General features: G+C 35.9%; 9 protein-coding genes and 1 pseudogene. 3 read left to right on the forward strand and 7 right to left on the reverse strand.

Annotation, left to right across the window (positions count from 1 at the left end; genetic code table 11):
• Positions 1 to 2 precede the first annotated feature (2 nt).
• From CW751_RS12650 to CW751_RS12660, 3 genes are all read left to right on the forward strand, one after another.
• Positions 3 to 965, forward strand: a complete 963-nt coding sequence (locus CW751_RS12650; protein WP_101335396.1) for a PorP/SprF family type IX secretion system membrane protein — start codon at positions 3 to 5, stop codon at positions 963 to 965.
• Between the two features lie 149 nt (positions 966 to 1114).
• Positions 1115 to 2194, forward strand: coding sequence for a hypothetical protein (locus CW751_RS12655; RefSeq protein WP_101335397.1), 1080 nt, complete (start codon positions 1115 to 1117; stop codon positions 2192 to 2194).
• A gap of 247 nt (positions 2195 to 2441) precedes the next feature.
• Positions 2442 to 3083, forward strand: a complete 642-nt coding sequence (locus tag CW751_RS12660) for a superoxide dismutase family protein (protein ID WP_101335398.1) — start codon at positions 2442 to 2444, stop codon at positions 3081 to 3083.
• Positions 3084 to 3153: 70 nt separating this feature from the next.
• Here CW751_RS12660 and CW751_RS12665 read toward each other — a convergent pair whose 3' ends face one another.
• The 7 genes and pseudogenes from CW751_RS12665 to wecB form a co-directional block, all read right to left on the reverse strand.
• The gene (locus CW751_RS12665; RefSeq protein WP_165779306.1) at positions 3154 to 5157 is read right to left on the reverse strand and encodes a TonB-dependent receptor plug domain-containing protein; all 2004 of its coding nucleotides are present in this window, start codon (positions 5155 to 5157) and stop codon (positions 3154 to 3156) included.
• 55 nt (positions 5158 to 5212) lie between these two features.
• On the reverse strand, positions 5213 to 6010 hold the full coding sequence (locus CW751_RS12670; RefSeq protein ID WP_101335400.1) for a FixH family protein: 798 nt from the start codon (positions 6008 to 6010) through the stop codon (positions 5213 to 5215).
• Between the two features lie 156 nt (positions 6011 to 6166).
• The gene (locus CW751_RS12675) at positions 6167 to 6535 is read right to left on the reverse strand and encodes a hypothetical protein (protein WP_101335401.1); all 369 of its coding nucleotides are present in this window, start codon (positions 6533 to 6535) and stop codon (positions 6167 to 6169) included.
• Positions 6536 to 6818: 283 nt separating this feature from the next.
• A complete protein-coding gene (locus CW751_RS12680) occupies positions 6819 to 7721 on the reverse strand; it encodes a DMT family transporter (RefSeq protein ID WP_101335402.1) in 903 nt (300 codons plus the stop codon).
• A 723-nt stretch (positions 7722 to 8444) separates the two neighbouring features.
• Positions 8445 to 9119 (reverse strand): outer membrane beta-barrel protein, encoded by a 675-nt coding sequence (locus CW751_RS12685; RefSeq protein ID WP_101335403.1) that lies wholly within the window; start codon positions 9117 to 9119, stop codon positions 8445 to 8447.
• 195 nt (positions 9120 to 9314) lie between these two features.
• Entirely contained in the window at positions 9315 to 10412 is a 1098-nt protein-coding gene (locus CW751_RS12690) for an MraY family glycosyltransferase (RefSeq protein WP_101335404.1), read from the reverse strand.
• 1253 nt (positions 10413 to 11665) lie between these two features.
• Positions 11666 to 12421 (reverse strand): annotated as a pseudogene (wecB, locus tag CW751_RS12695) (non-hydrolyzing UDP-N-acetylglucosamine 2-epimerase); the annotation flags it as partial.
• Positions 12422 to 12510: the final 89 nt, after the last annotated feature.

Raw genomic sequence — 12510 nt, forward strand, 5'->3', positions numbered from 1 at the left:
TTATGAAAAAATTATTGTTGTTTGTATTTTCAGTTCTATTACTCAGCGAGGTTTACGCTCAAGACCCGCAGTTTTCGCAGTTCTATGCCAATCCAATATATTTGAATCCGGCTTTTGCTGGAAGTCATGGTTGTCCAAGATTTGCTGTTAACTATAGAAATCAATGGCCTGCGCTTTCTGGAACTTTTGTCACTTATTCTGCATCTTATGATCAATATTTGAAAAGTATTTCGGGAGGAATTGGTGTGATTGCAACGCATGATCAGCAAGGTAAAGGTACCATTAACCATACTACTTTGAGCTTGATTTACAATTATCATTTAAAAGTAAACAGAAAGTTTACGATGATGTTTGCCGGTAAAGCAACATGGAACCAAAAGTTTCTTGATTGGGACAAACTGACATTTGGAGATATGATTGACCCAAGAAGAGGGTTTATTTATGGAACAAATGATGTACCTCGTGGAGGTTCTCGTGGTTTCTTTGATGCATCTGCAGGAATGGTAGGATTTACAGAAAATTTCTTTTTCGGCGTTTCAGGACATCACTTAAACATGCCCAACGAATCGATGATTAATGGAGATGATAGTCCAATGCCTATTCGTATAACAGGACACATGGGAGCGAAAATTGGACTTGGTGGAAAATCACAATACTCTAATGAAACTTCTATCATGCCCAACCTTATCTATCAATACCAACAAGGTTTTATGGAGTTAATGCTAGGAACATACGTTAAATATGGCGCATTTACAGCTGGAGCATGGTTTAGATCAAAAGATGCATTCATCCTTTCACTAGGAGTAAATACAGGAACGATAAAAGTAGGATACAGTTATGATGTAACCGTATCAAAATTAAATAATGGTGTTTCAGGAGGTTCTCACGAAGTTTCGCTTGGATTTGACTTAAATTGTAAAACAAGACAACCAAGTTTTAGAACTGTTTCGTGTCCTTCTTTTTAAGGTGTTTTTATAGAGGAAGTAGTTTTAATGGTTTAACAACTACTTTATTTATTTGTTGTAAAGGAATCTCATTTTGAGGTTCCTTTACTCTTTTAATACTACGAAATTCTAGTTATATTTGAGATATTCTCATAAATCAGCAGCAAAAAATGGACATTTCCAAAAAGAAACAACCCTTTCCCATCAATCAAGGATTACGCAAATATCTTAGAAAATATGGGCGTGAAGATTCTATTGCCATCACCTATGAAGATATGTTACGGTGGAACGATAGTGCTCCTGTGTATGACGCCAACGGAGAAAACACACTGTGGGAAAGCGTGATTTATGATATGGCCCTACAAGATGAAATTCTACTAGGGTTAAAAGAAATTTATGCAGAACTAAAAACAGGTGGTGACACAGGAATTATTAGCCATTTATCTGTTGGACAAATTGATTATTGTCTCTTTGGAAATTCAAATCCCTTTAGAATTAAAATTGTAAACAAATTAAATGATCATCATGATTATTTTTATATCAAAAAAGCTGACGCCTCAAGGGTTTATGGTTTAGAATTGGAACATATTCTTTCTCCCAACAGAATTGATTACATGGTAGATGGAAACACGCTCGTTGAAGCCCATATTGCGGGAATCCCAGGTGATCAATTCATGAACCACTATATGGATTCGCCTAACTTTTATCCTACTGGAATGGCGAAAGAATTCGTGAAGTTTAATGAAAGGTGCTTCGTTATGTTATTGGGCGATATGCGTTCTTATAATTATGTTGTTGCCATTACTCCAGATTTTGACAAAGAACAATATCGCGTGCGACCCATAGACTTTGATCAAACAGCTTATGAGGGACGAAAAAACCACTATTTACCGCAGTATTATAAAGAAAACAATAAGATTATCGATTTCTGTATACAATTATTGACACCGGAAACCGTGGAACAATATAGGTATGAAGAACGAACTTTAATGAAAAGAAGGTATAAATTAGCTTTAGCCCGATTAAATAGGCTCTTGGATTCCATGCTCTACCAAGAACTGTCTACCCCTGAAAAAATCGCATCTTTAGCTGCCGACTTAAATGCCTATCACAATACAAAGCGATTCTCCAAATACAAACACATGGGAAGAATTTTAAAATCACACCTTTCGCTTATGTTAGGAAAGCCTAAACCAAAAAAGCTTTCTGGAAAATCAAACTACAAAGATAAAAGAAGGCAATCCCATTAAAAGTCAAGCAAATAGGATTATCCTTTTCAAGTAAATCATGTAAAGTTGAATACCTATTCCAAGCTTTACCAGCAAATATATTATCCATCAAGATTAAGTTTTCTACAAACAAGATCCTTAGCAAATTTCTGTTTTCAATGAATAATCACATTGGTCGCGAACAGCTACTTTAACATTTCTTATAGATGCAGTTCTCGAAATATCGTACACATTTTTATAATTTGAATGGAAACTAAAAAAATTAAACATGAAAAACTTCAAACTCTATTTATCAATTATCGCTGGCGTTGGAATAATTACATTTGGATGTAAAGATGTAATTCAAGATGAAGACGGAGACAATAAAAAAGACGGAATCACAATCGATAAGGTAGAAAAACAAAAAAGTGATGCTGTGGAAATGGCTGATCCCGACAAAGTGAAAACTAAAGTTATTAAAATTGAATTACAATCCAAAAGTGAAAGTGACGCAACTGGAACAATTAAGTTTGAAGAAAAAGCAGGTCAAGTAGCCATGGAAGCTGATTTTGAAGGATTAAATCCTGGCACTCACGCTATTCATTTACATGAAAATGCAAACTGTTCTTCCGCTGATGGAAAAACGGCTGGAGGTCATTGGAACCCAACTAACGAACCGCATGGGAAATGGGGTGATGCTGAAGGATATCACAAAGGCGACATTGGAAATTTTGAGGTTGGTGAAGATGGAAAAGCTTTAGTTAATTTCGAAACCAGCGAATGGTGTATTGATTGTGACGATGAAAACAAAAATATTATCGGTCGTTCTGTGATTATTCATCAAGGTGGAGATGATTTCACTTCTCAACCCTCTGGTGATGCAGGAAAAAGAATTGGCTGTGCCGAAATAAAAGATTACGCAACAAAGTAATCAAATAAAAGTACTCACGTTAAACAATAGTAGTAAAAAGCCCTGAATTTAACTTCAGGGCTTTTTTCCATTAAAAAACAAACGTTGTGCGAATCACAAAGTTTAACCCTTGACGTTGAATCTCCATCACATCTAAATGCTCATAATATGGCGTGTCAAATATATTTTCTACGCCAATCTCAGCATGCAATGCCCTTTGATTTTTAAACGAAAAGTGTTTTTGAACTCCGAAGTTTAACAAATTAAAAGCCGGAGTAGGGTTTTCTCCATACCGTTCTGTACTTACATTGTTTTGAGCCATTGCTCCAACATGTTCTAATTTAAAATGCCATGTACTCAAGTGATATTGAATCGAATTCACTGATTTAAATGGCGGGATATAAGGTAGATAACCTCCTGTTTCGTCTACTCCGTAAGTAAAACTATTGACTGAAGAGATCGATAATGCAGAAATTGGATTCCACTTGATTGTAAATTCACCTCCAGTGAGTAGCGCACGATCAATATTATCAAATTGCTTAACTCCATCTGCTCCACCAGTCATATTACTATAACTCGGCAAAACAATTCCTGTAATATAATTTGAAAAAGAATTGACGAAACCTTCCACAGAAACAGCCCATTGCTCATATTTTAGATCCAATCCTAAATTTCCATTGATAGAAGCTTCGTTTTCAATATCTGGATTCCCAATATAATCATGATTATCAACACGATTAAATAAATAAAACCCATAGATTTCTTGCAATGAAGGAGGACGCTGTGCATAATTTACGCCTCCAAACAAACTCATGTTTTTAGACATTTTATAAGTTGCTTGAGCAAACACATTCCCTGAAAATCGTGTTTGAGCAGCGCTTCCATTGTAGAAACTTGTCAATGTTTGCTCACCGATATCAGTCGTAATATCCGAAAAGTTCATTTCCGCTCGACCTCCAAAAGAAATCCGTGTTTTTGAATTAACCAACCAAGTATCCGTCAGGTTAAGACCTGCTGTTCTACGTTGTCCGTCAGGAATAGTAAGCATAAACATTTCTGATCCTACATCTGGATACATTGTCATTTCAGCATGTAAATCATTTTGATAAGCATTAACTTGAACATTAAGAATGTGCTTTCTACTCAGCAAATATTTTGCTTTACTGAACATTCCAAACGTTCTTGAAGTTCCAGGCATATCCATGTGCATAGAAATCATTTCTGCTGGCCGTTTGGTATCATCCATAGCATGGTCAACATAATTAAAGTAAAATTTGGTTTCAACACTCCTTAATCGATTGGAACGATGGGTATAATTATGTGTTACAGCAGAAATATAAGCTTTTGCAAAGCCTACATCCATCGTTAAAGCAGGATAGCCAATGTCATATCCTTCATCTTGAATATAATCTAAAGAAAGCGTATTTCGTTCATTGAGTGCGATCCTTAAATTTGCACCAGCATTCCATTTTTCAAATTGAGAAAATAAAATCTCTCTCCTGTTGGCCGCATAGTAGTTATCAGCTTTTCGATATATTCCATTTACCAATAATGCCCAACGTTTTGTACTGTATTGAAAAGTTCCAAAGGTTTGAATATTATTGGCATTGGTTTGATAGCCCGCTCCTACTTTACCACTTATGCTCTTTGGAGCGTTAATTTCTGCTTTCATTAAAGAAAAATTAATCCCGCCTCCTACTGAACTACCTGTTTGATCTCCATTGGGAGCAGTACTCAATTGAATTTTCTCCAAATTGGTAGGCTCAATGTAAGAGCTAATTGGATCCATTCTGTCTGTACAAGCACCAAACATTTGCATCCCATCAATTGTAGTGGTTATTTGTCCTGCACTCAACCCTCTAATTGTGGGTTCTAATGCAAAATTCCCGCGTTTAATTAATGTTATGCCTGGGGTTGTGCTCAACAATTTATCTGTTGAAACTTGTAACTGTTCAGCAGTTTGATCTTTATTTTTCTTTTGTTGACCTTGAATTATAATCTCCTTATAATTCTGCTCATTTGATAAGGTATCTTCCTGAGCAAAAGCCAAAGAACCACCCAATAAAAAAGCGCATATTATAATTGATTTTTTCATCTCATCTGTATTTATTGAAGAACTCACAAGATGTGAGTTCTTCAAATGCTTATTCTTAAAATAATATGTCAATGTAAGCGCCAGAAACAATAGTATCTCCTTCATCAATCAAATCGAAGTTCAATCTCCAATCTCCTGACATGGTATAGTTTACTTTCCCATTATAATATCCTTCTCCCGCATTAGATGGCGAAATATTATTAGGTGAACCGTGTCCCATCGACGTCATCTGAGGATCCATTACAATAGTAAGGTCTTCAACAGCTGGGAAGTCCATCATCGTTTGCTTTTTATGCACCATTATGGAGAAATCATTCATTCCTACCTTCCAGTTAAATGGCTTGACAAGGGTTACAATATATTTATCTGCGCTATTGGCTCCATAACCAGAATACGAACCTACATATTTGGTTCCTGCTTTTGAATCTAGCACATTTACTGGAAAAGCAACTGAATCTCCATCAACCATTACGGTTAACTCCCAATCTCCTTGACCAGAGTGCATTGTAAACACAACCATTCCTTCATATAATTTAGAAGTTGGATTATATTCAGGCTGCTCTACAGGGCTGCTGTGTTGCATGTTCCCCATGTCCATCATGGGCATAAAACCAACTGTTGCGTCATCTACAATATTTCCTGCAAAATCTTTTACCCGAACAAATAAATTAGAATACCCAATTTCAAGGGTTGTTGTTTTGGAAAGTAATTCTACCACTAAATCATTCGCTGTAGTATCTTTCTTGATTAAGGTATATTCAGAACCACTTGTAGGTGTTTCTTCCTCTTTGTCTTTTTTACATGATGCTAATAAAACAACACCACTTAATGCTAAAATAAATATCTTTTTCATTTTTCTATTTGTTAAAATTTCTTGTAGGATATTACTTTACTACCACGCCTCAAAGCATGCGTAAAATCCTATCATTTTTTATGTAATAATTTGGGTAGCAAGCATCATTAAACTGAATCAATCAGTTCAAAACTTGCTGAATACGGAATAGAAAAATTATGCGCGTGGTGGCTGAAAAATCGTATTTGAAATTCCTGATCTCAAATTACTAATGAAGTAAAAGTTATTTTCTACTTCAAGAAAACACTCAGGTGCTTGAACAATCTCAATTCGGTTTGGAGCTTGATATAAGAGAATTTCTGTTGGTGTTTGTAATTCTTTATTTTGCTTTTGCTCTTCATTTTCTGCTAACTGATCTGCAAGATGACATTTACCATTACACTCCATTTCTGGCTTGTCTTTATTCTCACAATACAATTCTGTAAATCTTTCCACATCGGAAATGTACTCAATGAAAACACCCAACTGATTAAATGCATAACTCAGCATGAGGGTTAAAAGTGATATGGAAATTATTCGTTTCATTTACACTACAAATATAGCACGACTATTCAAATAGATAAAATACATTTTTATGACTTTAATCATTTTACAAGATGAAAAGTAACTACGTTCCTTGAACCAGCATAATGTTTGTAAAAAGAGCCCCCGTCAGTTCGAGTGATTTTATGCAGTGATAACGCAATAAAATTTTATCGAGAACTGATGATAGCACATACTTCTAACCTCTCCACACCGTTCTCGATACGCCTTCATTTCATTGCGGCCTCGAACTGACGTGCGGATTATACTGTTTCGTTTCGTCAGTTTATTGTTTTTGCCTACGACTTCGGACCAAGGTATTTCCTAAAACGCCTACAATGATTAGGAACATTCCGGCGATAGCATATAAAGAAATTACCTCATCGAAGAGAAATAAGCCAAGTACAAAAGCATAGATGGAACCTAAGTATTTAAAGGGTGTAACCGTAGCTGTGTTGGCTGCATGTAATGACTTTGTGGCAAAAATTTGGGCAATATGGGTGAAAACGCCAATAATTAAAATAATTCCCCATTCCTTGCCTTGAGGAACGACGTAATCAAAAGCGGTGAGCACGCTCATTACAGGAATGGCTATTAACGGAAAGTACATGACAACAGTGATAGGAGCGTCTGTATCTCGACATTTTGCAATAGCATTGTAGGCCATACCAGCAAAGGCAGCAGAACAAATCCCAACGATGATCCACCATGGATTAACATTAGAAATAGTGGCATCTTCACTTAAATATTTAGAAAAACTAATAAAAACAATGCCTAAGAAAGCGATAAGGAAAAACAAACCTTGTAACAGTTTCACCTTTTCTTTTAAGATGAAAATAGCCAATAAAACAGTGAAAATCGGACTTAAATATTGAATGGTCGCTGCAATCGCAATAGGAAGATTGTTTAGGGTATAAAAATAAAGTGTTAAGGCAATCGTTCCTGTAATTCCACGAATTATTAACCATTTTTTATTGTTGCCGAATAAAGGAATACCCTTACTTTTAATCACTGCGTAGCAAATTGTGAAAGTAATGATAGATCTAAACAAGATAATTTCTGGAATGGGATACTTCTGCAAACCTGAAATAATGGTTTGATCAGGACCTTGACCTAAGATTTTCACTAGGACATTTACCACAATGTAGCAAAGGCCAGAAAGAATCATATACAAGATACCTTTATTCATGGCCGCAAAGATACAATTAGCCCGGATTATTCACCAATCTTAAAGTCTAAGAATATTAACATCTGTAAGTCAATAATTTAACTATATTTCCTATAAACTTTGAGATTGGTGAATAATTTGGGGTAGATTGAATTACACCTGACGCTGAAGGTGTCAAGTAATTATAGCCCCGTGTAAGCAAAGCGCAATGCGGGGCTATAAATATCGGTATAATTCTTTTTGGCGGCATTTTTGTCGCGTAGCAAAACAAAAATGATGACAAAAAAATCGTGAATCAAAATATTACCTGTATTCTAAAGTAGCGGGTCTTTTGTAACATAAAATAGCAAACTTCATCGACTACGTCGAATGTTTTAGATTGAATTACACCTGACGCTGAAGGTGTCAAGTAATTATAGCCCCGTGTAAGCCAAGCGCAATGCGGGGCTATAAATATCGGTATAATTCTTTTCGGCGGCATCTTTGTCGCGTAGCAAAACAAAAATGATGACAAAAAAATCATGACTCAAAATGTTACCTGTATTCTAAAGTAGCGGCGCTTTTGTGATATAAAATAGCTGATTTTAGTAAATTAGTCAATTTGTTAGATAAGGTTAATAATCCGGGTTAATCTATCGTCAGGGATTGAAACTGACTCAACAAATACCAGAAGTAAAAATTAAATTGAACAAAAAAAAACAGAGCCCATAAGCTCTGTTCTTTTATTATGCTTTAAAATGTTTTCTAAAGTCGCACAGTTAAACCTAATGACGTCACAAAAACACCTGTAGGCCCATCTGCCAATTCTTTGCTAAAAACATCGTATGTTCTGTGTTGACCAAATTGGATAAAATGGGATATATCAAGATTCAATGAAAGTTTAGAATTAAAATGGTACTCTGGAGTAGCTCCAATTACAATATGAAACATGTCATCTGTTCCTTTAAATCCGCCATCTTCGAACTCTTTTCCAAGATCGTTTCTAACATAATCTCTTAATTCTGGATTAATTAAAGAGTTCCCTCCTATTCCACCGTGAGCTACGACTTCAAAAGCACGATTTTTAACTCCTCCAAAAGCATTTAACGTTCTTAAAAGTGCTTCTGCTGATAAACCAATTGAATACGAAGAATTACTACTATTCACAGTTTCTGTATTAAATCCTTGATAATCTAATCTTCCGCGAACTCCAAATTGTTCATTTATGAAGTAACCTACTCCACCGGTTAAGGACAAACCTGGTTTCATATCAGCTTGTTCTGATGTTTTCCCTAACAAACGCATTCCTCCATTTGCTTCGAGAAACCAACCGACTTTGTGCCAATTAACATTCAAATGTTTGGCATTGGTAGATTTATGCTGAGAAAAAACAAAGCTACTGAAGAATAAAGTCAATGATATGATGATAATTTTTTTCATGATTATGGTTTTTTTAACGCTGTTAATTGCGTATATTTTGTAAAAGTAATTATTTTATTTTAAACCACAATCCTTAATTGTTATTTATTTTAATGACAGACCTTTATCGGTCATTTTTAACAAAATTAACAAGACACTTTTGGGTTTATAGTTCTACCTTTTCGTATTTGTGTTTTACAACTCTATGTTGTGGAGTCATATTTTCACTTCTTCTTCTTTTAATTTCTTTCTACCGATAAGCCGACCTAAAAAATAAAAGAATGAAATTCCTACGATAATTACTAGCAAAAAGACGACTAAAAGTTGCCATTGCGTTGTTCGCATAGCCAAAAATATAAACAACGAAAGCAGGATAAAGTTAACCACTCCAATATAAAAACTTGTTCTTCTGTGGGAGACTTGAAAATGATCTATAATTAAATGGTGAATATGATTACGATCGGCGGTAAAAGGACTTTTGCGTTGCATAATGCGTATGAAAAAGACCCGACCTGTATCGAAAAGGGGGATAATAAGTATGGCAGCAACAACATAAGGCAGGTTTTCAAAATTAAAAGGAAGCCTTGATAAGTCAGCGGTATCAGTGGCTAATAAATCTACTGCCATAACCCCGATTACAAAACCAATAATCATTGAGCCTGTGTCTCCCATGAAAATTTTTCGTTTTTGAGATAGGTTAAAACGCAAAAAGCCTAATAACATGCCTACCATAACAACAGCGGTTAGCATTTGGAAATAATCTTTGAGTAGAAAAAATAGAATTCCAAATGCACTACTCATAATTACACCAACCGTTCCTGCCAAGCCATCGATCCCATCTATTAGATTTATTGCGTTCACTACAACAATAATTATTAAGACGCCTAAAATCCCTGACACAAAAACAGGCATATCCTCTATCCCCATAAATCCATGTAAACTGCTTATGTTTTCCTTTCCGTGAAATACCAAAAATAATGCAGCTGAAATTTGACCCAATAACTTTGAAAAGGGAGACAAAATGACCAAGTCGTCTTTAAGGCCCAATAAAAAAAGAATGGTTAAACCAGGTAAAATAGCAATTATGGTGTTATTTTCATCGAAACGCGAAGTGAAATAAAAGGACAGGATCAACAAAACAAAAAATGCTACACCGCCCAAATGTGGAATTGCTTTTGAATGTGAACTTCGCATATTAGGAACATCCATTAGCTTTTTATAAGTAACGATCTGTGATATCTTTGGCAACAAATACAGGCTACTTATTAGCGCAAGCACAAAAATGGGGATAATATAAAATGTTGGTGATGACATTAATTTTAGGTTTTATGGATTTAGGTTAATTTGGTCCTATACTTTTCATGAACTTAATCTTGGTTCTTGACGAAAAAAAAATTTCTACTTAACTTAATTAAATATTTACACTGTATGAAAATTATTTTAATTAACTATTCGTCACAAAAGTACATATTTTTTAACACAAAGCATAACATCACCGCTTTTCTTTTACCAACTGATAACCAATTAAATAAACAGTTTTACAACGATCTACCTAATCCCCCGTCAGTTCGAATGATTTTATGAAGTGCTAACGTAATAAAATTTTATCGAGAGCAAGGGAGAATGTGGAGATATGCAGCGCATCTAACCAATAGCCGGAGAGCTCCTCAGTCTTTGCGTTCCTTAAACTAGCATAATGTTTGTAAAAAGAGCCCCACGTCGTTCCTTTCGGAATGAACATTTGTGGTAGGATAAAAGAGATTCCTCAGTCATCCCGAGTTCTCGGGACTCCATCGGAATGACAGGCTTCATGAGAGTGAAAGTAGGAAAAAAATATGCTGAAGCGGAGCTTCAGCATATTTTTTTCCTTTCCTCCCCCGACTCACTGACTGTCATTCCGAATACCAGTGAAAATCTTTGATTTTTAATGGTGGAGAAATCTCTGAATCTCTACGTTCCTTAAACTAGCATAATGTTTGTAAAAAGAGAATCCCCGTCAGTTCGAGTGATTTTATGAAGTGCTAACGCAATAAAATTTTATCGAGAACAAGGGGGAATGTGGAGATTTGCAGCGCATTTAACCAATAGCCGGAGAGCTCCTCAGTCTTTGCGTTCCTTAAACTAGCATAATGTTTGTAAAAAGAGCACCACGTCGTTCCTTTCGGAATGAACATTTGTGGTAGGATAAAAGAGATTCCTCAGTCATCCCGAGTTCTCGGGACTCCATCGGAATGACAGGCTTCATGAGAGTGAAAGTAGGAAAAAAATATGCTGAAGCGGAGCTTCAGCATATTTTTTTCCTTTCCTCCCCCGACTCACTGACTGTCATTCCGAATACCAGTGAAAATCTTTGATTTTTAATGGTGGAGAAATCTCTGAATCTCTACGTTCCTTAAACTAGCATAATGTTTGTAAAAAGAGAATCCCCGTCAGTTCGAGTGATTTTATGAAGTGCTAACGCAATAAAATTTTATCGAGAACAAGGGAGAATGTGGAGATATGCAGCGAATTCAACCAATGGCCTGAATCTCTTTTTATTCTTACACCTATCGGTTTCGTGAACTGCATTACCCCCCATAAATCTCCATCAACTTCTCTACAATTCGTTCCGCTGCTTTTCCATCCCACATTGGAATTTCTTGGGTCTCTTTCCATTGGCCGCTAAAGAGTTTTTTCATGGCTGGTGCAATGGCTTCTGGGTTTGTTCCCAATAATTCGTTGGTTCCTAGTTCCATGGTTTCAGGTCGCTCAGTATTGTCTCTTAAAGTCATACACGGAACATTCATCATGGAGGCTTCTTCTGTTATTCCTCCTGAATCAGTAACTACGGCTTTGGCTTTTTCGACTAAATAGTTGAATTCTAAATAGCTCAAAGGCTCTACCATGTGTAAACGCGGATGTGATACGCCTAAATTCTTGAGTATTTTTGCTGTTCTTGGGTGAACAGGAAATACTAAAGGCAATTCTTGTGTGTGCGCTACAACTTCGTCCATTAATTCCTTCAGTTTCTCTTCTTCGTCAACATTTGCTGGACGATGTAAAGTCATCACGATGTATTCCTTTTCTTGGAGTTGCAACGCTTCCCAAACAGGAGGCTGAATAAAATGTGGTCGCTGAGCAAATAAGGTATCAATCATGACGTTCCCCACAAAGTGAATGCGGTCGTCGGAAATTCCTGATTTGCGCAAATTCTCATTCGCTAATTCTGAAGTGGTAAAAAAGTGATCGGTAATGGAATCGGTAATCATTCTGTTGATTTCCTCTGGCATACTTAAATCCCAAGAACGTATTCCAGCCTCTACGTGTACGACTTGAATGTTGAGTTTTTTTGCTGTATATCAATCAGTTGAAAAGCACAAATAGTTTATTTTGGTTGGAATATATGAACTCAAACTTCATGTTTAAAAGTCTA

Source organism: Brumimicrobium salinarum (genome assembly GCF_002844555.1).
Classification (GTDB): Bacteria; Bacteroidota; Bacteroidia; order Flavobacteriales_D; family Crocinitomicaceae; genus Brumimicrobium; species Brumimicrobium salinarum.

Excerpts from the sequence above, each read along its gene's own strand:
- CW751_RS12650 (WP_101335396.1), top strand. The coding sequence starts at position 3 with ATGAAAAAATTATTGTTGTTTGTATTTTCAGTTCTATTACTCAGCGAG.
- CW751_RS12655 (WP_101335397.1), top strand. The coding sequence starts at position 1,115 with ATGGACATTTCCAAAAAGAAACAACCCTTTCCCATCAATCAAGGATTA.
- CW751_RS12660 (WP_101335398.1), top strand. The coding sequence starts at position 2,442 with ATGAAAAACTTCAAACTCTATTTATCAATTATCGCTGGCGTTGGAATA.
- CW751_RS12665 (WP_165779306.1), bottom strand. The coding sequence starts at position 5,157 with ATGAAAAAATCAATTATAATATGCGCTTTTTTATTGGGTGGTTCTTTG.
- CW751_RS12670 (WP_101335400.1), bottom strand. The coding sequence starts at position 6,010 with ATGAAAAAGATATTTATTTTAGCATTAAGTGGTGTTGTTTTATTAGCA.
- CW751_RS12675 (WP_101335401.1), bottom strand. The coding sequence starts at position 6,535 with ATGAAACGAATAATTTCCATATCACTTTTAACCCTCATGCTGAGTTAT.
- CW751_RS12680 (WP_101335402.1), bottom strand. The coding sequence starts at position 7,721 with ATGAATAAAGGTATCTTGTATATGATTCTTTCTGGCCTTTGCTACATT.
- CW751_RS12685 (WP_101335403.1), bottom strand. The coding sequence starts at position 9,119 with ATGAAAAAAATTATCATCATATCATTGACTTTATTCTTCAGTAGCTTT.
- CW751_RS12690 (WP_101335404.1), bottom strand. The coding sequence starts at position 10,412 with ATGTCATCACCAACATTTTATATTATCCCCATTTTTGTGCTTGCGCTA.